General features: G+C 55.9%; 22 protein-coding genes. 14 read left to right on the top strand and 8 right to left on the bottom strand.

The window, feature by feature from the left end; translation table 11 throughout:
- Positions 1-299 precede the first annotated feature (299 nt).
- The gene (gene sstT, locus E3U32_RS02005; RefSeq protein WP_134347461.1) at positions 300-1,541 is read left to right on the top strand and encodes a serine/threonine transporter SstT; all 1,242 of its coding nucleotides are present in this window, start codon (positions 300-302) and stop codon (positions 1,539-1,541) included.
- Between the two features lie 86 nt (positions 1,542-1,627).
- Here sstT and E3U32_RS02000 read toward each other — a convergent pair whose 3' ends face one another.
- On the bottom strand, positions 1,628-3,115 hold the full coding sequence (locus E3U32_RS02000; RefSeq protein ID WP_134347460.1) for a UxaA family hydrolase: 1,488 nt from the start codon (positions 3,113-3,115) through the stop codon (positions 1,628-1,630).
- 17 nt (positions 3,116-3,132) lie between these two features.
- Positions 3,133-4,545 carry a glucuronate isomerase gene (gene uxaC / locus E3U32_RS01995; RefSeq protein WP_134347459.1) on the bottom strand — a complete coding sequence of 471 codons (1,413 nt, stop codon included), beginning with the start codon at positions 4,543-4,545 and terminating at the stop codon, positions 3,133-3,135.
- A 476-nt stretch (positions 4,546-5,021) separates the two neighbouring features.
- Here uxaC and E3U32_RS01990 point away from each other — a divergent pair, with 476 nt between their 5' ends.
- From E3U32_RS01990 to E3U32_RS01940, 11 genes are all read left to right on the top strand, one after another.
- Positions 5,022-6,320, top strand: coding sequence for an MFS transporter (locus E3U32_RS01990; protein WP_134347458.1), 1,299 nt, complete (start codon positions 5,022-5,024; stop codon positions 6,318-6,320).
- A gap of 204 nt (positions 6,321-6,524) precedes the next feature.
- Positions 6,525-7,301 carry a transcriptional regulator ExuR gene (gene exuR / locus E3U32_RS01985; protein WP_134347457.1) on the top strand — a complete coding sequence of 259 codons (777 nt, stop codon included), beginning with the start codon at positions 6,525-6,527 and terminating at the stop codon, positions 7,299-7,301.
- A 344-nt stretch (positions 7,302-7,645) separates the two neighbouring features.
- Positions 7,646-8,308: a DedA family general envelope maintenance protein YqjA gene (yqjA, locus tag E3U32_RS01980; protein WP_134347456.1), complete on the top strand. Its 663-nt coding sequence runs from the start codon at positions 7,646-7,648 to the stop codon at positions 8,306-8,308.
- Positions 8,309-8,310: 2 nt separating this feature from the next.
- Positions 8,311-8,694, top strand: coding sequence for an EnvZ/OmpR regulon moderator MzrA (gene mzrA, locus E3U32_RS01975; protein WP_134347455.1), 384 nt, complete (start codon positions 8,311-8,313; stop codon positions 8,692-8,694).
- Positions 8,695-8,837: 143 nt separating this feature from the next.
- A complete protein-coding gene (locus E3U32_RS01970; RefSeq protein WP_134347454.1) occupies positions 8,838-9,206 on the top strand; it encodes a DUF1090 domain-containing protein in 369 nt (122 codons plus the stop codon).
- A gap of 29 nt (positions 9,207-9,235) precedes the next feature.
- Entirely contained in the window at positions 9,236-9,541 is a 306-nt protein-coding gene (locus E3U32_RS01965) for a DUF883 family protein (RefSeq protein WP_008503141.1), read from the top strand.
- A 1-nt stretch (position 9,542) separates the two neighbouring features.
- Positions 9,543-9,935, top strand: a complete 393-nt coding sequence (locus tag E3U32_RS01960; RefSeq protein WP_023333540.1) for a phage holin family protein — start codon at positions 9,543-9,545, stop codon at positions 9,933-9,935.
- A 2-nt stretch (positions 9,936-9,937) separates the two neighbouring features.
- Complete coding sequence (locus E3U32_RS01955) at positions 9,938-10,234, top strand: YqjK-like family protein (protein WP_047347747.1); 297 nt, start codon at positions 9,938-9,940, stop codon at positions 10,232-10,234.
- 248 nt (positions 10,235-10,482) lie between these two features.
- Positions 10,483-10,875, top strand: coding sequence for a DoxX family protein (locus E3U32_RS01950; RefSeq protein ID WP_023309292.1), 393 nt, complete (start codon positions 10,483-10,485; stop codon positions 10,873-10,875).
- Between the two features lie 71 nt (positions 10,876-10,946).
- Complete coding sequence (locus E3U32_RS01945) at positions 10,947-11,933, top strand: glutathione S-transferase family protein (protein ID WP_134347453.1); 987 nt, start codon at positions 10,947-10,949, stop codon at positions 11,931-11,933.
- 106 nt (positions 11,934-12,039) lie between these two features.
- Entirely contained in the window at positions 12,040-12,405 is a 366-nt protein-coding gene (locus tag E3U32_RS01940; RefSeq protein WP_134347452.1) for a DUF805 domain-containing protein, read from the top strand.
- Positions 12,406-12,444: 39 nt separating this feature from the next.
- Here the strand turns inward: E3U32_RS01940 and yhaJ are convergent, their stop codons facing one another.
- Positions 12,445-13,347 (bottom strand): DNA-binding transcriptional regulator YhaJ, encoded by a 903-nt coding sequence (yhaJ, locus tag E3U32_RS01935; RefSeq protein WP_008503135.1) that lies wholly within the window; start codon positions 13,345-13,347, stop codon positions 12,445-12,447.
- 104 nt (positions 13,348-13,451) lie between these two features.
- Here yhaJ and E3U32_RS01930 point away from each other — a divergent pair, with 104 nt between their 5' ends.
- Positions 13,452-14,153, top strand: a complete 702-nt coding sequence (locus E3U32_RS01930; RefSeq protein WP_134347451.1) for a pirin family protein — start codon at positions 13,452-13,454, stop codon at positions 14,151-14,153.
- A gap of 62 nt (positions 14,154-14,215) precedes the next feature.
- On the opposite strand, the gene E3U32_RS01925 is transcribed toward E3U32_RS01930, so the two are convergent.
- Positions 14,216-15,517 carry a serine dehydratase subunit alpha family protein gene (locus E3U32_RS01925; RefSeq protein ID WP_134347450.1) on the bottom strand — a complete coding sequence of 434 codons (1,302 nt, stop codon included), beginning with the start codon at positions 15,515-15,517 and terminating at the stop codon, positions 14,216-14,218.
- A 20-nt stretch (positions 15,518-15,537) separates the two neighbouring features.
- Positions 15,538-16,869 carry an amino acid permease gene (locus tag E3U32_RS01920; protein ID WP_134347449.1) on the bottom strand — a complete coding sequence of 444 codons (1,332 nt, stop codon included), beginning with the start codon at positions 16,867-16,869 and terminating at the stop codon, positions 15,538-15,540.
- 93 nt (positions 16,870-16,962) lie between these two features.
- Between E3U32_RS01920 and E3U32_RS23620 the strand changes: the two genes are divergently transcribed.
- Positions 16,963-17,136, top strand: a complete 174-nt coding sequence (locus E3U32_RS23620) for a hypothetical protein (protein ID WP_166790898.1) — start codon at positions 16,963-16,965, stop codon at positions 17,134-17,136.
- Here E3U32_RS23620 and E3U32_RS01915 read toward each other — a convergent pair.
- From E3U32_RS01915 to tdcD, 3 genes are all read right to left on the bottom strand, one after another.
- Entirely contained in the window at positions 17,129-17,539 is a 411-nt protein-coding gene (locus E3U32_RS01915) for a Spy/CpxP family protein refolding chaperone (RefSeq protein WP_134347448.1), read from the bottom strand. The two genes, E3U32_RS23620 and E3U32_RS01915, sit on opposite strands and share 8 nt — an antisense overlap.
- A 153-nt stretch (positions 17,540-17,692) precedes the next feature.
- Positions 17,693-19,987 (bottom strand): formate C-acetyltransferase, encoded by a 2,295-nt coding sequence (gene pflB / locus E3U32_RS01910; RefSeq protein WP_134347447.1) that lies wholly within the window; start codon positions 19,985-19,987, stop codon positions 17,693-17,695.
- 15 nt (positions 19,988-20,002) lie between these two features.
- On the bottom strand, positions 20,003-21,211 hold the full coding sequence (gene tdcD, locus E3U32_RS01905; RefSeq protein ID WP_134347467.1) for a propionate kinase: 1,209 nt from the start codon (positions 21,209-21,211) through the stop codon (positions 20,003-20,005).
- Positions 21,212-21,217 lie beyond the last annotated feature (6 nt).

Raw genomic sequence — 21,217 nt, 5'->3', positions numbered from 1 at the left:
CCTGGTTAAACCCCCCCTCAATTCACCCCCGCCTTTTTTTTTGTTTTTGGGGGGGGGGGGGGGGGCGCGCCGGGCCAAACCAAAAATTTTTTTGCGGGGGGGCCCCCCCCCCCCCCACCCGGCAATTTCGTTAATCAATAGTTAAAAAACATGACGCAACACGTAAAATCCAGCATTTTACGCTTCCCTCCACAGACACTTTCCCTATACTCGACCAGGCAAACATTTACTTACATCCGGACATAAATGTGACTAAGAGCACATCCGGGATGGAACGCAATTTCACTTAAGGAATTCCCATGACCGCATCCTCGTCTGGTCTGTTTGCGCGTCTGTCGCGCGGCAGCCTTGTTAAGCAAATACTGGTTGGCCTGGTGCTCGGCATCGCGCTGGCACTGATCTCAAAACCTGCCGCAGAAGCAACTGGCCTTCTCGGTACTCTCTTCGTCGGCGCACTGAAAGCGGTCGCGCCGGTTCTGGTTTTGACCCTGGTGATGGCCTCAATCGCCAACCACCAGCAAGGGCAAAAAACCAATATTCGCCCGATTCTGTGGATGTACCTGCTGGGTACGTTCTCCGCCGCGCTGACGGCGGTTATCGTTAGCTTTATCTTCCCTTCCACGCTGCAACTGACCACCGGCGCAACCGACATTACGCCACCTGCAGGTATTGTTGAGGTAATGCACGGCCTGCTGATGAGCATAGTTGCCAACCCAATCCACGCACTGATCAACGCGAACTATATCGGGATCCTGGTATGGGCAGTCGGTTTGGGCTTTGCCCTGCGCCATAGCAATGACACCACCAAAAACCTGATTACCGACGTTTCTAACGCCGTGACCTTTATCGTGACGGTGGTGATCCGCTTCGCACCGATTGGTATTTTTGGTCTTGTCGCCTCAACGCTGGCAACGACCGGTTTTGGCGCATTGTGGGGCTATGCCCAACTGCTGCTGGTACTGATTGGCTGCATGGCCGTAGTGGCACTGGTGATTAACCCGCTGCTGGTGTTTCTGCAGACCCGCCGTAACCCGTACCCGCTGGTGCTGATGTGCCTGCGCGAAAGCGGCGTAACCGCCTTCTTCACCCGCAGCTCGGCGGCGAATATTCCGGTCAACATGTCGCTGTGTGAGAAGCTGAATCTGGACCGCGATACCTATTCCGTCTCAATCCCGCTGGGGGCGACGGTCAATATGGCGGGGGCGGCAATTACCATCACGGTGCTGACGCTGGCGGCGGTCAATACGCTGGGTATTCCAGTGGATCTGCCAACGGCGCTGCTGCTAAGCGTAGTTGCTGCGCTCTGTGCCTGTGGCGCATCCGGCGTGGCGGGCGGTTCGCTACTGCTGATCCCGCTGGCGTGTAATATGTTCGGCATCCCGAACGAGATCGCCATGCAGGTGGTCGCGGTAGGCTTTATCATCGGCGTATTGCAGGACTCCTGCGAGACGGCGATTAACTCCTCCACCGACGTGATGTTCACCGCCGCCGTGTGCCAGGCGGAAGATGCGCGTTTAGCAAAGAACGCCCTGCGCAGTTAAAAAGAAAAGCCCGGTGGCGGCTACGCCTTACCGGGCCTACAGGGTTCCGTCGGTCGGGTAAGCGTTAGCGCCACCCGACATCACACTTAAAGCGTCACACCACTCTTAAAGATCGCCAGCTCGCGGAAGTCGTTCTTCTCGTTACAGGTCTGCTTGCCGTTAGCGAATTCCACAATGCTGTCCACAAACTCCGTCAGCAATTCAGGCATCGCTTTGCCGTGAATCAGCTGGCCCGCATCAAAGTCGATCCAGTGTTTTTTCTTCGCCGCCAGCTCGCTGTTGGTGGCAATTTTCACCGTCGGTACAAAACCGCCGTACGGCGTGCCGCGCCCGGTGCTGAATAGCACCATATGGCAGCCTGCGCCGGCCAGCGCGCTGGTGGCGACCGCATCGTTCCCGGGGGCGCTCAGCAGGTTCAGACCGTGCGTTTTCAGACGCTCGCCGTAGCGCAGAACATCGACGACCTGGCTCGCGCCCGCTTTCTGGGTGCAGCCGAGGGATTTCTCCTCAAGCGTGGTGATGCCGCCCGCTTTGTTACCCGGAGACGGGTTCTCATAAATCGGCTGGTTGTGGGCAATGAAGTACTGCTTGAAGTCGTTCACCATGGTGACGGTCTTCTCAAACGTCTCTTCGTCGCGGCAGTGGCTCATCAGAATCCGCTCTGCGCCAAACATCTCCGGCACTTCGGTCAGCACCGTCGTGCCGCCGTTGGCAATCACATAGTCCGAGAAGCGGCCCAGCATCGGGTTAGCGGTAATGCCGGACAGGCCATCCGATCCGCCGCACTCCAGACCAAACTTCAGCTCGCTCAGCTTGCCCGGCTCGCGTTTGTCGTGGCGCATTACCTCGTACAGCTGGTGCAGCTGTTCAATGCCCGCTTCCACCTCATCGTCATGATGCTGACACACCATAAAATGCACCCGCTCAGGGTCAAACTCGCCGAGCGTCTCGCGGAAGGCGTCCACCTGATTGTTCTCGCAGCCGAGACCGATCACCAGCACCGCGCCCGCGTTCGGGTGGCGCACCATGTTTTGCAGCATGGTGCGGGTGTTAATGTGGTCGTCACCGAGCTGGGAGCAGCCATAGGTGTGGCTAAACAGATGCACCCCGTCAGTGCCTTCGGCATTGTTGGTCTCTTTCAGGAAACGCGTCTGGATCTGACGCGCAATCCCGTTCACGCAGCCAACGGTCGGGAGGATCCACAGCTCGTTGCGGATCCCCACGTTGCCGCTGGCGCGACGGTAGATCTGCACTTCACGATCCGCCGCCTGCATCGCTTCCGCGGGTAATTCAGGTTGATAGCTGTACTCGTCCAGATCGCTAAGATTGGTGCGGGTATTGTGGGAATGGATATGTTCACCCGGCTCGATATCCGCCAGCGCATGCCCAATCGGAAGACCGTACTTCACGACGTTATCCCCTTTGGCGATAGGCTTCACGGCAAATTTGTGTCCGCGAACGATCGCCTGACGCAGGGTGACGCTCTGGTTATCAACGGTCACCACATCGCCTTCACAGAGATCCGTCAGCGCGACGGCCACGTTATCCAGCGAATGGATTTTGATGTATTGCATATCAACCTCAAACGGCCCTAGTTCAGTTCAATGGCGAAGTAGTCACGCGCATTGTTAAAGCAGATGTTTTTCACCATTTCGCCCAGCAGCTGGATATCCGCTGGCGCTTCGCCTGCGTGTACCCAGCGGCCAATCATCTGGCACAGAATGCGGCGGAAATATTCATGACGGGTATAGGACAGGAAGCTGCGGCTGTCGGTCAGCATGCCAACAAAGCGGCTTAACAGGCCAAGCTGCGCCAGCTGCGTCATCTGACGTTCCATACCGTCTTTCTGATCGTTGAACCACCAGCCGGAGCCGAACTGCATCTTGCCCGGCATCCCTTCGCCCTGGAAGTTGCCGACCATGGTGCCCAGCACTTCGTTATCGCGCGGGTTCAGGCAGTAGAGAATGGTCTTTGGCAGCAGGTTTTGTTCGTTCTGTTTGCTCAGCAGCTTAGACAGCTCTTCGGCCAGCGGACGGTCGTTGATGGAGTCGAAGCCTACATCCGCGCCCAGCAGCTTAAACTGGCGCTGGTTGTTATTGCGCAGCGCGCCGATATGGTACTGCTGTACCCAGCCGCGACGGGCATACTCCGCGCCGAGGAACACCAGTACCGCCGTTTTAAACTGCGCCACTTCATGCTCGCTCAGGCCTTCGCCGGAGAGACGACGCGCCAGAATGCTGTCCAGCTCGGCTTCGTTTGATTCCGCAAACAGCACCACGTCCAGCGCGTGGTCAGAGACTTTACAGCCGTGCGCCGCGAAGTGATCCAGACGTTTGGTCAGCGCGGTTTGCAGGTCTGCGAAACGACGAATGTCGGTATCAGAGACTTCCGCCAGCTTCGCCATGTATTCGTTAAACGTGGCCTGTTCGATATTAAAGGCTTTATCCGGACGCCAGCTTGGCAGCACTTTGATATCAAACGCGCCGTCTTTGGCGATCGCCGCATGGTGTTCCAGAGAGTCAACCGGATCGTCGGTGGTGCCCACCATCTTCACGTTCATCTGCTTCATGATGCCGCGCGCGGAGAAGTTATCCTGCGCCAGCAGCGCGTTGCAGCGATCCCAGATTTCATCAGCGGTCGTTGGGGAGAGCAGCGTTCCGGTAATACCAAACGGGCGGCGGAGCTCAAGGTGCGTCCAGTGGTAGAGCGGGTTGCCGATGGTGTGCGGAACGGTGGAAGCCCAGGCGTCAAACTTCTCGCGGTCGGTGGCGTCGCCGGTACACAGGCGTTCAGCCACACCGTTGGTGCGCATGGCACGCCATTTGTAGTGGTCACCCTTCAGCCAGATGTCATACAGGTTTTTGAAACGATAATTTTCGGCAACCTGCTGCGGCGGCAAGTGGCAGTGGTAGTCGAAAATCGGCTGGTCTTTTGCGTAGTCGTGGTACAGGCGGCGAGCAAATTCGGTATCTAACAGAAAATCGTCGGTCATAAACGGCGTCATTATCGTCTTCCTCATTACGGGAGCGTCAGAAAGCGTATGTTCATATGCTGCAAAGTTATCACACCAATTTCCACCAACCGAAGCTTTTTTCGTGAGTGAGATCAATAAACGTCAACAAATAAATTACCCTCTATGGAGTAAACCCTTCTGCATCCCGCGCCATTACTGGCTTTGCCTGCAACGGTGAATGTCCCCACAAAGAATCATACATTTGTGATGTCACTCACCTTTTAAAGTTGTATGACAAGTTATCTTTTCGCCGTCGCAAACACTCAGCCGACGGAATGCATTACCGGTGTGAGAGACATCGGATTTAACGGTACGGATACCGACTTATGCACGCTTACTTATGGCAAGGTTCGGGCCGTTCCGGGACATGCTCCCGGCTACGCCCCTCCCGTTACACAACTGCTCCCGGAAACGGTTGAGAGGTTGCCGTGCTCTGGCGCGGAAATAACATAACGATGAGGTTTTAGATGCGTAAAATTAAAGGGTTACGTTGGTATATGATTGCACTGGTGACGCTTGGCACCGTGCTGGGCTACCTGACGCGTAACACCGTGGCAGCAGCAGCGCCAACGTTGATGGAAGAGCTGCATATCTCCACGCAGCAATACTCCTACATCATTGCCGCCTATTCCGCGGCTTATACCATCATGCAGCCTGTTGCTGGCTATGTGCTGGATATTCTCGGTACCAAAATCGGCTATGCCTTCTTCGCCATCGCCTGGGCGGTGTTCTGCGGGGCAACCGCGCTGGCCGGCAGCTGGGGTGGTCTGGCACTCGCTCGCGGCGCGGTAGGTGCAGCTGAAGCCGCCATGATCCCCGCAGGGCTGAAAGCCAGCTCCGAGTGGTTCCCGGCAAAAGAGCGTTCCATTGCGGTCGGTTACTTTAACGTGGGCTCATCCATCGGGGCGATGATTGCGCCGCCGCTGGTGGTGTGGGCTATCGTGATGCACAGCTGGCAGATGGCATTTATCATCTCTGGCGTGCTGAGCTTTGCCTGGGCCATGGCGTGGCTGATTTTCTATAAACACCCGCGCGATCAGAAAAAGCTCTCTGAAGAAGAACGCGAATACATCATTGGTGGTCAGGAAGCACAGCATCAGACCAACAACGGCAAAAAGATGACCGTCTGGCAGATCCTCGGCACCCGTCAGTTCTGGGGTATCGCCCTGCCGCGTTTCCTGGCTGAACCGGCCTGGGGTACCTTTAACGCGTGGATCCCCCTGTTCATGTTTAAAGTCTACGGCTTTAACCTGAAAGAGATCGCGATGTTTGCCTGGATGCCAATGCTGTTCGCCGACCTCGGCTGTATCGTTGGCGGCTACCTGCCACCGCTGTTCCAGCGCTGGTTTGGGGTCAACCTGATTGTCTCCCGTAAAATGGTGGTGACCATGGGGGCGGTGCTGATGATTGGCCCGGGTATGATCGGCCTGTTCACCAGCCCGTACGTGGCTATCGCCCTGCTGTGCATCGGTGGTTTTGCGCATCAGTCCCTGTCCGGGGCGCTGATTACGCTCTCCTCAGACGTCTTCGGCCGTAACGAAGTGGCAACCGCCAACGGTCTGACCGGGATGGCCGCCTGGACCGCAAGTACGATGTTTGCATTGGTAGTCGGCGCGCTGGCAGATACCATCGGCTTCAGCCCGCTGTTTGCCGTGCTGGCGATCTTCGACCTGATGGGGGCGGTGGTTATCTGGACGGTGCTGAGAAGCAAGTCGGCAGAGGAGCTGGCGAAAGAGTCCCTCGGGAAACCGGCGACGCAGAGTTAGCGTTGTTGTGCCGGGAGCCGGGTGGCGGCTTCGCCTGACCCGGCCTACAAAACCCATTAAAATCGTAGGCCGGGTAAGCGCAGCGCCAGCCGGCAAAATCTTCTCAAAAGCCGCCTCCGGGCGGCTTTTTTAATGGCAAAATCTGGAGAGTGGCACGCAAAAGTGGTATAACAAATCATCTGCCGTACCCTGCCTGGAGCGCATATGGAAATCACCGAACCACGTCGTTTATATCAACAACTTGCTGCCGAGCTGAAAGATCGCATCGAGCAAGGGGTCTATCTTGTCGGTGATAAACTTCCCGCCGAGCGCTTTATCGCGGATGAAAAAAGCGTGAGCCGCACCGTAGTGCGCGAAGCAATTATCATGCTCGAGGTTGAAGGCTACGTTGAGGTACGCAAAGGCTCCGGCATCCACGTGATTTCTAATCTGCCGAAACACTCTCCCGTCACAGACGAAAGTCTGGAGTTCGCCAGCTATGGTCCGTTTGAGCTGCTCCAGGCTCGCCAGCTGATCGAAAGCAATATTGCTGAATTTGCCGCGACGCAGGTGACCAAGCAGGACATCATGAAGCTGATGGAAATTCAGGAGAATGCCCGCAAGGAAAAATGTTTCCGCGATTCAGAGTGGGATCTGCAGTTCCACGTTCAGGTCGCCCTGGCAACCCAAAACACGGCGCTGGCGGCAATCGTTGAGAAAATGTGGACTCAGCGCGTTCACAACCCGTACTGGAAAAAACTGCACGACCACATTGATTCACGTACCGTCGACAACTGGTGTGACGACCACGATCAAATCCTTAAGGCGCTGATTCGCAAAGACCCCCATGCCGCTAAACTGGCAATGTGGCAGCACCTGGAAAACACCAAACAGATGCTGTTCAATGAAACCAGCGATGACTTTGAATTTAACGCTGACCGCTATCTTTTTGCCGATAATCCTGTCGTTCATCTCGATACAGCGTCGAGTGCCGCAAAATAGATGACGTTTCTGCCAGAAGGCGCTTCGCTGCGCCTTCTGGCTTAAATGGGTAAGCAAAACATATATAGTGTCAGCCTTTGTAAATCCCCTCGCTCCCCTCCATGGCTTACGCCAAAATCAACTCACCCCTGCAAATTCTGTGACGCAGAACGTTGGGCTTTGTTACAATTGGATTCAATTCCTTATTTTGTAAGTTAGTGCTTGCTAACCAGCCAATTAACAGGGAACAGTGTTGGCCACAACGCAATGTGTCCGCGAGCGACCATAATGAAATCACAACAATGTCGCCGTGCTGTTTGTCCCGGATAACAGGCGTGACGTTAACCGATTTCCAGGAACACTGAATGGAACTTTTGACCCAACTACTGCAGGCCCTCTGGGCGCAGGATTTTGAAACGCTGGCCAACCCTTCCATGATTGGCATGCTCTATTTCGTCTTGTTTATGATCCTGTTCCTTGAGAACGGTTTGCTGCCTGCTGCCTTCCTGCCCGGTGATAGTTTGCTGGTGCTCGTTGGCGTGCTGTGTGCCAAAGGGGCGATGGCGTTTCCACACACCATTTTATTACTGACCGTTGCGGCCAGCCTCGGCTGCTGGGTGAGTTATATCCAGGGGAGATGGCTGGGCAATACCCGGATCGTCCAGAACTGGCTCTCTCATCTTCCTGCGCATTATCATCAGCGTGCGCACCACCTTTTCCATAAGCACGGGCTTTCCGCGCTGCTGATTGGCCGCTTTATCGCCTTTGTACGCACCCTGTTGCCCACCATTGCCGGTCTGTCGGGGTTGAGCAGCACGCGCTTCCAGTTCTTCAACTGGATGAGCGGCCTGTTATGGGTGCTTATTCTGACCACGCTGGGCTATGCGCTGGGTAAAACCCCGGTCTTTATGAAATATGAAGATCAGCTGATGTCCTGCCTGATGCTGCTGCCCGTAGTTCTGCTGGTCTTCGGCCTGATTGGCTCACTGGTTGTCCTGTGGAAAAAGAAATACGGAGCCAGAGGCTGACGATGGTTATCTCACCGCTCGCTCTGCGCCGTTTTGCCTTTGCCGTGATTACACTGGTGGTGCTCAGCGCCATGCTGCTGGCATGGAGCGCGCTTTCACATCAGGAATCGACGCTGGCCATTCGCCCGGTAAACCAGGGTGCCAGCGTGCCTGACGGCTTCTCAGTCTGGCATCATCTGGATGCGAACGGGATCCGCTTTAAGAGCATCACCCCGCAGGACGATGTTTTACTGATCAAGTTTGATTCCCGTGCGCAAAGTGCCGCTGCGAAAGTGGTGCTCGACCGTACGCTGCCGCACGGGTATATCATTGCTCAGCAGGAAGAAGACAGCCAGCCAGCAGCCTGGCTCTCATTGATTCGCGATACGTCGCATCGGTTTGGATAACTTCCAGGATTCCGAATCTTTTCACTCACTTTGGTGAATCCTCCGTTTACTTACTATGCTTAAGTACGCGGAGCATCCCTCGAATGTACTCCGCATAACTTTGGATAGCGGCTTATGCCGCCACACAATGGAAGGTTTCGATAATGAAATTCCGCATTACTCTGGCTCTGGCCCTTTTTTCTTTAAGCACAGCATCCTTCGCAACTTCTCTCTGTCAGGAGAAAGAACAGGATATACAGCGTGAGATCGGTTATGCCGAAAAGCATAACAATCAGCACCGTGTTGATGGTCTTAAAAAAGCGCTGAGCGAAGTGAAAGCGAACTGCTCAGACAGCAAGCTTCGTGCCGATCACCAGAAAAAAATCGCTGAACAGAAGGACGAGATAGCCGAGCGCCGTCGCGACCTGCAGGAAGCGAAAGAGAAAGGGGATGCGGAAAAAATTTCTAAGCGCGAGAAGAAGTTGAAAGAAGCGCAGGACGACCTGAAAGCGCTGGAAGCTCGCGATTATTGAGTTAACGGAAATCTCAACAGGAGAGAATCATGTCAAAAGATACGACGTCTGAACATCTGCGCGCTGAACTGAAATCCCTGGCCGATACCCTTGAAGAGGTGCTGAACTCCTCTGCTGACAAGTCAAAAGAAGAGGTTAGCAAACTGCGCAGCAAGGCGGAGCAGGCGCTGAAAGAGAGCCGCTATCGTCTGGGTGAAACCGGCGATGCACTGGCGAAACAGACCCGCGAAGCGGCTGCCCGTGCGGACGAATACGTACGTGATAATCCATGGACGGGTGTGGGGATTGGTGCCGCAGTCGGTGTGGTACTGGGTGTCCTTCTGACGCGTCGTTGATATGGAAGATCCTCGTCACGCACAAGGGCCTGCTAACAACGTCCTCGGCATCGGCCAGCGTATTTTAACGACGCTGGTCGGGATTGCCGAAACGCGCGTCCGGCTGGCAGTGGTCGAGCTGGAAGAGGAGAAAGCGAACCTCTTCCAGATGCTGCTGATGCTCGGGCTGACCATGCTCTTCGCCGCGTTTGGTCTGATGAGCCTGATGGTGTTAATCATCTGGGCCATTGATCCGCAGTATCGTCTTAACGCGATGATTGCCACCACCGTTGTTCTGCTGGTCGCGGCATTGATTGGCGGTATCTGGACGCTGCGCAAAGCGCGTAAATCCACTTTCTTGCGCCATACGCGCCAGGAGCTGGCTAACGATCGCGCCCTGCTGGAGGATGACTAGCCGTGAGCGGTAAAGCCGAACGTCAGAAGCGGAAAGCGTACCTGTTAAGTGAGATCCAGCAGCAACGGCTGGACCTGTCTGCCAGCCGTCGCGACTGGATTGATGCGACGCGGCGCTTTGACCGTGGCTGGAATACCGTCCTGAGCCTGCGTTCATGGGCGCTGGTCGGCAGCAGCGTGATGGCTATCTGGACGGTTCGTCATCCAAATATGCTGATCCGCTGGGCCCGTCGTGGATTTGGTGCCTGGAGCGCCTGGCGTCTGGTGAAAGCGACGATTCGTCAACAGCAGTTGCGGTAGCCTTCTCGCCGGGTGGCGGCTACGCCTTATCCGGCCTACTTGCAAACGTAGGCCGGGTAAGCGCAGCGTCACCCGGCAAAATCCCCCTCCCTTACTCAATATCTTTGAAATAGATTGACAGTTTTCCTTGCTAACAATTGCTACCCGCCCCGTTTATGATGCTCTCCATCGACAGCAATGACGCGGTATCTACCCGGAATTGCAGACAAATAAAGTTCAGCCGCTGATGTGGTTTCCTGGAGAGTAAAATGAAAAAATTAGAAGATGTTGGTGTACTGGTAGCACGTATTCTGATGCCAATTCTGTTCATCGTTGCAGGTTGGGGAAAAATCACCGGCTATGCGGGTACCCAGCAATACATGGAAGCCATGGGCGTTCCGGGGTTCCTGTTGCCACTGACCATTCTTCTTGAATTCGGCGGCGGCCTGGCGGTACTGTTCGGCTTCCTGACCCGTACCACCGCGTTGTTTACCGCAGGCTTCACCGTGCTGACAGCGTTTATCTTCCACAGCAACTTTGCGGAAGGCGTGAACTCTCTGATGTTCATGAAAAACCTGACCATCGCCGGTGGCTTCCTGCTGCTGGCCGTCACTGGCCCGGGTGCATACAGCATCGACCGCGTTCTGAATAAGAAGTGGTAAGCACGCTATACTGAATGAACAAAAAGCGAGGAGACTTCTCCTCGCTTTTGCTATCTGACGGAGGAGAAAAAATGGGACAACTCGTAGACGGCGTCTGGCAGGATGTCTGGTATGACACCAAATCCACCGGTGGTCGCTTCAAGCGCTCAGCTTCGGCCTTCCGTAACTGGCTCACCGCTGACGGTGCGCCTGGCCCGAGCGGCGAAGGCGGCTTCGCGGCTGAGAAAGACCGTTATCATCTTTATGTTTCCCTTGCCTGCCCGTGGGCACACCGCACGCTGATTGTGCGCAAACTGAAAGGTCTCGAATCCCTCATTCCGGTTTCCGTGGTGAACCCGCTGATGCTGGAAAACGGCTGGACGTTTGACAGTGATTTCCCTGCGGCGACCGGCGACGATCTTTACCACCACGATTTCCTTTACCAGCTCTATCTGCGCGCCGATCCGCACTACACAGGACGCGTTACCGTGCCGGTGCTGTGGGACAAGAAAAACCAGACGATTGTCAGCAATGAGTCTGCGGAAATCATCCGCATGTTCAATACTGCGTTTGACGCGCACGGCGCCCGCGCCGGGGATTACTATCCGGTTGAACTGCGCGAAAAGATTGATGAGCTGAACAGCTGGATTTACGACAACGTCAACAACGGTGTCTACAAAGCCGGCTTTGCCACCAGCCAGGAAGCGTATGACGAAGCGGTCGGGAAGGTGTTTGAATCGCTGGAGCGTCTGGAACAGATCCTCGGCCAGCACCGCTACCTGACGGGTGACCGCCTGACGGAAGCGGACATTCGCCTGTGGACCACGCTGGTTCGCTTTGATCCGGTGTATGTCACCCACTTTAAGTGCGATAAACACCGCATCAGCGACTACCTGAACCTGTATGGTTTCCTGCGTGACATCTACCAGATGCCGGGCATCGCCGACACGGTCGATTTCGACCATATCCGCACCCACTATTTCCGCAGCCACAAGACCATTAACCCAACGGGCATTATCTCCATTGGGCCGTGGCAGGACCTGGATGAACCGCACGGGCGTGACGTTCGTTTTGGATAAATATTAAGGGCATCAATAGATGCCCTTTTTAAATTCACAATCTCCATCTATCCTTACCTCGATCGCTTAGAAAACAAGTGATTGACTGACTAATGAGGCAAGGAAAATGGACTGGTATTTAAAAGTACTGCGTAACTATATTGGATTTGGTGGCCGTGCCCGCCGTAAAGAGTACTGGATGTTTGTTCTGGTGAACTTCGTCCTCATTATGGTGCTGGGTATTATTGATAAAATTCTTGGCTGGGAGCGGGCTGGCGGAGAAGGCGTGCTGACTACTATCTATGGCCTGTTAGTCCTGCTGCCATCATGGGCGGTGCTATTCCGTCGGCTGCACGATACCGATCGTTCGGCGTGGTGGTTATTGCTGCTGTTGATCCCGATTGTGGGCTGGATCGTGATTCTGATCTTCAACTGTCAGAGCGGCACCCCGGGTGAAAACCGCTTTGGTCTGGATCCGAAAGCTGGCGTGTAAATCAGAGCCCGGTGGCGCTTACGCTTACCGGGCACAATTTTATTTATTGTGGTGGGCAAAGAGCTTCGGAATTTCGCGCAAGCACCACGATTTGGCTTCGCCCATGCTGTCGCGACGCCACGCCATAATGATATCCACTTCGCTGGTGTACTCCGGGCTCACTACCCGCAACCGTCCTTCCGCAATATCTTTTTCCACAAACGGATATGGCATCGTCGCCACGCCCAGACCGGCCAGCAGCGCCTGCCGTTTGTCTTCCAGTGAGGTCACCGTCAGACGAGGCTGTTTATCCAGCAGCTGTACCGTCAGTACCGGGCGCTCACGCGCGGTATCCGCGACCGCCACGCCGCGATACTTCACGCGCGTGACTTCTGAAAGCGGTTCCGGCTCCTGGTGAATCGGGTGATTGGGTGCAGCAACGTAGACGTTCATCACGCTGTAAAGCTTGCGCGAGTTGATTTCCGATGAGGAACGGAAGTGCATGTCCGGCGCAATGACGATGTCCGCCCTGCCCGTCTCCAGACGCTCCCACGCACCTGCCAGCACCTCGGTGATAATTGACAGCTGGGTATTGGCCTTCGCCGCCAGGCGGTCCACCAGCGGGAACAGCGCTTCAGTCGGCACCAGCGCTTCCGTCACCAGCGTCAGGTGGGTTTCCCAGCCGCGCGCCAGCGCTTCGGCGTCTGTCGTGAGCTTATCCGCCGCTTCCAGCAGCACGCGGCCGCGCTCCAGCAGCATCCGCCCGACGTTGGTGAATTTTGTTCGATGACCGGAGCGGTCAAAAAGCACCACGTCCAGCTCTTCCTCCAGCTTCTGCATGGTGTAGCTCAGCGCAGACGGAACACGCCCCAGTTCATCTGCCGCCGCCGCAAAACTGCCACGCCGGTCAATCGCGTCCATCACGCGAAGCGCCTCAAGCGTCAATGCTCTTTCTTTAGCCATCTCGTTCTCATTCAGGAAATTTGAACATACCAGGCAGAATATCTGGCTAACAATGCAGCGTCCATACCTTTACCATTGTTTTAGTGTAAAGAGAGGTCAAGTTTATGATTACGACAAGAACAGCTAAACAGTGCGGACAAGCCGATTTCGGTTGGCTGCAGGCCCGCTACACCTTTTCCTTTGGACACTACTTTGACCCTAAACTCCTCGGTTACGCTTCATTGCGCGTGTTGAACCAGGAAGTGCTCGCCCCGGGTGCCTCCTTCCAGCCGCGTACGTACCCGAAAGTCGATATCCTGAACCTGATCCTGGAAGGCGAGGCAGAATACCGCGATAGCGAGGGCAATCATGTCCAGGCAAAGGCTGGCGAAGCGTTGTTAATTTCCACGCAGCCGGGCATCAGCTACAGCGAGCATAACCTCAGCAAAGACAAAACGCTGACCCGCATGCAGCTGTGGCTCGATGCCTGCCCTGAGCGGGAAAATCCGCTGGTACAAAAGTTAGACCTGGCAGGCGATAAGCAGCAGTTGATCGCATCGCCAGATGGCAGCAAAGGTAGCCTGCAGCTGCGTCAGCAGGTGTGGCTGCATCATATCGAGCTGAAGAAAGGTGAACAGGCGAGCTTCCAGCTTCATGGCCCACGCGCCTATTTACAGTCGATTCACGGCACGGTGCATGCGGTGACGCACGCGGAAGAGAAAGAAGCGCTCACCTGCGGCGACGGAGCGTTTATTCGTGATGAAGCGAATATCACGCTGGTGGCGGATACGCCGCTGCGCGCGCTGCTGATTGATTTGCCGGTTTAGAGAACGCCCTCACCCTAACCCTCTCCCAATGGGAGAGGGAACCGATCGAGCCCCTGAACTCGCTACACCTTACTTGCCATAATCTCAATAATCTGCCGGTCCGTTGCCTGCATCGAGCGGCACGCCAGCGCGCACAGGTTCGAGATAGACTGCTCCACATCGTGTGCCACAATACCTTCGTTGCCCGTCACGGCCGAATCATCCAGCGCCATCATCACCGCTTTCCAGGCACTTGCCACGCTGGTTGAGACCTTCATGGCGCAGCTGTTTGACGCGCCGTCGCAGATCATCCCGCTGACGTCCCCGATCATGCTGCTGATGGCCATCGCAATCGTCTGGTAACTGCCGCCCATCAACCACGCCATGCCCGCCGACGCCCCCATCGCCGCCGTTGTTGCCGCACACAACGCCGACAGACGCGGAAGCTGGAAATGGATATAGATCGCCGAAAGATGTGACAGCATCAGCGCCCTCGCCAGCCGTTCGTCACCAGCCTGAACGTGCTCAGCCACCACTACCACCGGCATGGTGGCGGCGATCCCCTGATTGCCGGAACCCGAGTTGCTCATCGCCGGCAGCGTCGCCCCGCCCATGCGGGCATCAGAGGCCGCACTGGTGCGAATAACAATGTCTGAACCCAGATCCTGCGCCATCCAGCCGCGAGAGCGCTGCTTATTGAGCGTTGCGCCAATGTGCAGGCCCCATTTCCCGCTGAGCCCTTCCCGGGAGAGCGCATCGTTCAGTTGCCCTGCTTCCAGGATAAAGCGGATCGCCTCAAACGGGATCTGCTCAACAAATTCCAGGATCTGCGACAGCGTGATAGTTGAGAGCACCGCCAGCGGATCGTCGTTCATCTGGCACTGATGATCGTCAAGCGTAAAGCGCGTTTCGCCCTGATAAACCACCTCCACCACCCGGGTATGCCCGCCGGCGATGGTCACCATTGCCGAGGTATCTCCGGCATGCACCCGGGCACGAGAGTAAAGGATTTCATCGCACGGCTCCTGCAGTTTCACCTGCACCTTGCCAGAGGTCAGCAGCAATTTGGCCTGTGCCAGCGCCTCGGCTGACGCGTCTTTTAACACCTCCAGCCCGGCCTGTGCATTACCGCCGATTGCTCCCAGCGCCGCCGCAATGGGTAACCCAACCATGCCAGTGCCCGGTACCGTCACGCCAAGCCCGTTTTTCATCAGGTTCGGCGAGACCCACGCCTCAATCTGCGTAATGTCACCCGGCAGAAGATCTGCGGCCATTGCGCAGGCCAGCGCCAGAGAGACGGGTTCGGTACACCCAAGTGCAGGTTTAACTTCTTCCTGCACCGCGCGAATAAATTGATTCCATAAAGGATGAGTTTGCTCAGACATCGTTACGACCTTAATGACCCTCAGGAGAATGCGAGGAAAGGAGAAACACAAAGCAGTAGCCCGGTGATGACAATGATCGCCAGCGATACGCCTTTATATTTATGCAGTGCCGGGACCTTGTAGACCAGCCATGCAGGGATCAGGCAGCCCACCATGCCGAAGATGGGGCTGCAAATGGAAGTGAAGCTCAACACCGGCGCGTTTAACACAATCGCGCTCCAGGCCAGCAGGATGGCGAACAACATAATGCCGCGCTGAACGGTGTTTTCATTGATTGTATCTGCCGGCATTTTGCGGCGCAGGATGTTCATCACGATACCCTGCGTGGCCTCACGAAAGCCGAGATAGACGCCGAAGAATGCGGTCATTACCGCAAAGATATTCAGGATCACGCTGACGATTTTGACCCAACCCGCACCGTCACCGCTGATAAACTGCGCGGCTATCGCCAGGGCAGAGATATTTTGTTCATAGGCTTTGACCGCCTCATCGTGCCCCATCGCCAGCGTAAAGGAGACGGCGTAGAAGAAGACCGTCACAAACAGCACACCAAAGGCAATATTCATCGCCCGCAGCGCTTTATGGCGCGCAACCTCCACGGATTTTTCACGTGAACGATACGAGATCACCATCGGGCTTAAGGTCTGAATAAACAGAATTGAGGTTAAGGTAAAGGGCAGCGTAATGATGGCATTTTTAACCAGCAGCCACACGGGCGGCAGCATACCGACATTGGCTAAATGCCAGAGACCTATCATCGACAGCCCCAGCGCCGCCACAACAAACAGCTTGGTAAGAACCATCAGGCTGGAGACTCTAAACAGCAGCTTTTCACCGCGCGAGGAGATCGCCACCAGAATACAGATCAGGAATAACCCGTAAAAAGGATTTTCAGAGAGCAAATGGTCGGTCACACCAAAAGTATGCAAATACGATGCGCTGTCGTTGGTAATGGCGGTGGAATAGACAAACATCCAGATCACCAGCATCACGAAATAAAGCGCACCTAATAAAATCCCCCAGTTCTTGCCCAAATATCCGCTGATCACGCTCGGGTAGTCTTTGCACTCCGGTGATTCCGCCAGGGTATTAATAAAAAGACGCTGGAATAAATACATGGCCGGATAGCCAATTATTGATGAAAGCAAAAATACCCACAGCCCCATTAACCCGACCTGGACAGGGAGAAAAACAATCCCCGCGCCGATAGCCATCCCAATACTCATGATGACCCAACCCGTGTCGGTGCTGTCGAATTTAATTGCCGCTTGCCACTCGCTGTCGCTCATTCCCGCTCGCCTTGCCGCGGGGGAATCACTCACAATCACACTGCTGTTTGTTGCCGTATCCATTGGGCACTCGCTTATTTTGTAGGGTAATCAGTTGTTTTTATAGGTTTCCGATCGCCAGCGATTGCGATTCAGATGACTGCAGGTGTGTTATTGGTGTGGGAAGATCATATCCGGAGCGCGGGAGAAAAAGGTCACAACATTAATAAGGATATTCTATTTTTGGAGGAAGATTTTCTTCTGAATGTGGAAATTATGCTTGAACTTTCTAAAAGTGATGACGATCAAGAAATAAATACCCGCGCCATGCGCGGGCAGGAAATTAATTAGCCAGCGCGTTAGCCATATCGGTTCTGATCTGCTTACGCTGCTCCGGCGTCAATACCTGGCTGACGTCGAAGTAATACTTCACGCGGTAGTAACGGGTCTGCTCTTCAATTTTGCTGAACGCGGTAAGCTGGCTTTTCACCGTACTTTCGTCCCATTTACCCGCCTGGAACATGTCGATCAGCGCGCCGTCCTTTACGCCCGTCATCGGGATCTTGCTGACATTCTGTTCCAGTTGCTCATGCAGACCTTCAATTTTCTTCACCTGCTCATTGCTGAGCTTCAGGTGCTGAACCAGCGGATCCTGCGAGGGAGACGGGGCAGCCTCAACGTTAGCGGCCTGAGCCGTAAAACTGCACACCGTCAGTGAAGCCGCTACTAACGCAATACGGGTCATTTTCATCATCTTACTGTCCTTACATTCTGTTATAGGGGAAAGCAGGCGTATTGTTTTTCAAGAGCGGATGAATATGTGTGAGTAATTATATAAACAATTTTGTATGTTTAGCGGGCAAAAAAATGCCCCCTGCATTGAGGGGGCATGAGACCTGAAATGTCGTCAGATGGATTGCGTAAACGTCCTTGAAATCACATCCTGCTGCTGCTCGCGCGTCAGGGCATTAAACCGCACCGCATAACCCGAAACGCGGATGGTCAGGTTCGGGTAATTTTCCGGGTGCGCAATGGCGTCCAGCAGCATTTCCCGGTTCATGACGTTGACGTTCAGATGCTGCCCGCCCTCGATGGCCGCTTCGTGATGGAAATACCCGTCCAGCAGCCCGACAAGATTGGTTTTGCGCACCAGCTCATCTTTGCCCAGCGCCTGCGGCACGATGGAGAAGGTGTAGGAGATCCCGTCTTTCGCATAGGTGAACGGCAGCTTGGCGACCGAGGTTAACGAGGCCACGGCCCCTTTTCTGTCGCGGCCGTGCATCGGGTTCGCGCCAGGCGCAAACGGCGTGCCGCCGCGACGTCCATCCGGCGTGTTGCCGGTCTTCTGGCCGTAAACCACGTTGGAGGTGATAGTCAGGATCGACTGGGTCGGCACCGCGTTGCGGTAGGTTGGCAGCGCCTGAATTTTCTTCATAAAGCGCTCCACCAGATCGCAGGCGATGCTGTCCACGCGGTCGTCGTTGTTTCCGTACTGCGGGTAGTCCCCTTCTATCACAAAGTCGACCGCCAGACCGGTATGGTCGCGCACCGGTTTCACTGTGGCGTATTTAATGGCGGAAAGGGAATCCGCCGCCACCGACAGGCCAGCAATGCCGCAGGCCATGGTGCGATAGACGTCGCGGTCGTGCAGCGCCATCAGCGAGGCTTCGTAGCTGTACTTATCATGCATGTAGTGAATGAGATTCAGCGCGCTGATGTACTGCACCGCCAGCCAGTCCATAAAGTGATCGAGGCTCGCCATCACGGTGTCGTAATCCAGCACGTCATCCAGCAGCGGCTCAGTTTTCGGGCCGACCTGGATCTTCAGCTTCTCGTCCACCCCGCCGTTGATCGCGTACAGCAGCGTTTTAGCGAGGTTGGCGCGGGCGCCAAAGAACTGCATCTGCTTGCCGATCACCATCGGGCTGACGCAGCAGGCAATCGCGTAATCATCGCTGTCGAAGTCGGCACGCATCAGATCGTCGTTCTCGTACTGCAGAGAAGAGGTAACGATCGATACCTGCGCGGCGTATTTCTTAAACGCGATCGGCAGCTGTTCAGACCAGAGGATCGTCAGGTTCGGTTCTGGCGCAGGCCCCATGGTATGCAGCGTGTGCAGATAGCGGAAGCTGTTTTTGGTCACCAGCGTGCGGCCGTCCAGCCCCATGCCGCCGATCACTTCCGTCGCCCAGATCGGATCGCCGGAGAAGAGGGTGTCGAACTCCGGCGTGCGCAGGAAGCGCACCATGCGGATCTTCATAATGAAGTGGTCGATCAGCTCCTGCGCCTGAACTTCATTCAGCCGCCCGGCCTGCATGTCGCGCTCGATGTAAATATCGAGGAACGACGCCGTGCGCCCCAGCGACATCGCCCCGCCGTTCTGGGATTTTACCGCCGCCAGGTAGGCAAAATAGACCCACTGCACCGCTTCCTGGGCGTTCATCGCCGGACGTGAAATATCAAAGCCATAGCTCGCCGCCATCTGCTGGATCTGCAGCAGCGCGCGTTTGTGCTCCGCCAGCTCCTCGCGCAGGCGGATCGTCGCCTCGAGATCTTCACCGCGCTCGAGTTTCCCCTGCAGATCCGCAAACTGAAGTTCACGCTCGCGCACCAGATAAGCGATCCCGTACAGCGCCACGCGACGATAGTCGCCAATGATGCGCCCGCGCCCGTAACCGTCCGGCAGGCCAGTCAGCACGCCGGATTTACGGCAGCGCATCATCTCTGGCGAATACACATCAAAAACGCCCTGGTTGTGGGTTTTACGCAGATCGGTAAACAGGTATTCGAAATGCGGATCCATCTCGCGGCCGTAGGCTTCAAACGAGCTGCGGATCATGTTGATCCCGCCGTACGGATGCAGGGCGCGCTTGAGCGGTTTATCGGTTTGCAGACCGACGATCGTCTCCAGATCCTGGTCGATATAGCCAGGTCCGTGAGCCGTAATAGTGGTGGCAATATTGGTGTCAAAATCCACCGGGGCGTGGGTGGCATTCTCCTGACGAATGCCGACCATTACCTTCTGCCACAGCGCCGTCGTTGCTGGCGTCGCCTGCGCGAGGAAAGCCTCATCGCCTTCATAAGGGGTGTAGTTATGCTGAATAAAATCGCGCACGTTGACGGTGTCTTTCCATTCTTCACCGCGAAACCCGGCCCATGCGTCGCTGTAGGGCGCGACGCCCGTATCGATTGTTACTTTCATGTGTTTCTCGCTTTATCAGGCGTAAGCCGCAGCCGGGGTAACCTTCCCAAGACGGAGGGCGTCCAGCGCGATCATTTTTTCTTCGTTGGTAGGGATAACCGCGCAGGCCACGCGGGACGACTCGGTGCTGATGAGGCGCTCACCCGCGCTGCCCGGCAGGGCGTTTTTGGCGTTGTCGAGGCTGATACCAAACACCTTCAGGTGTTCCGCCACCAGCGCGCGGATCAGCATTGAGTTTTCGCCAATGCCACCGGTAAAGACCACCCCATCCAGGCGGTGCAGCGACGCGGCGTGACCTGCGATATGCCGTGCGATACGGTGCACAAAAGTCTGGATCGCCAGCTGCGCCCGTTCATTGCCCGCGTGCCAGGCTTTCTCCAGCGCCCGCAGATCCGAAGAGATGCCGGAGATCCCAAGCAGCCCGGACTCTTTGTTGACCACGCGCTCCAGGTCCTCGAACGACTGGCCGGTCTGCTGGGCAATCCACGCCATCGCGCCGAAGTCCACGTCACCGCAGCGCGTGCCCATCACCAGCCCTTCCAGCGGCGTCATCCCCATGGAGGTATCCACGCTTTCGCCATTGCGCACCGCACAGATGGATGCGCCGTTGCCGAGATGGGCAATCACCAGGCCGCTGTCATCGGGGGACAGCCCGAGAAGCGCCTGCGCCTGCCCGGCCACGTAGCGGTGAGAGGTACCGTGGAAGCCGTAGCGACGCACGCCCAGCTCTTCAAAATAGCGGTACGGTAATCCGTACAGATACGCCTGCGGCGGCAGCGTTTGGTGGAAGCTGGTATCGAACACCGCAACCTGCTGAACGCCCGGGAACAGGCGCTCTGCGGCTTCCACGCCGCTTAAGTTGGCGTAGTTATGCAGCGGTGCCAGCGGTGAAACCTGGCGGATCTGCTCAATCACCTCTTCCGTAATCAGGGTCGACTCGCTGAAGAGGTCACCGCCGTGAGCAATGCGGTGGCCAATTAAGGCCACGCTGCTCATCAGGTTACGCTTCTCCAGCTCCAGGGCGATGGCAGCCAGCGCCCCTTCGTAGTCGTGGTGAGCCAGACTGACCGGCTCACCCCCGTTCACGGAAATAAAGGCTTTCTCAGTGTTGATACCGTCCGCAATGCCCGTCATCAGGGCATCGCAGCTGCTGGCATCGAGCACCGAAAACTTAACAGAGGACGAACCGCAGTTAATAACCAGTACAACCGGAAACTCAATCATCATGTG

The organism is Lelliottia nimipressuralis, from assembly GCF_004402045.1.
GTDB lineage: Bacteria > Pseudomonadota > Gammaproteobacteria > Enterobacterales > Enterobacteriaceae > Enterobacter > Enterobacter chinensis.
The sequence above is the reverse complement of the archived record's forward strand: the minus strand, read 5'-3'. Positions and strand labels throughout refer to the sequence as shown.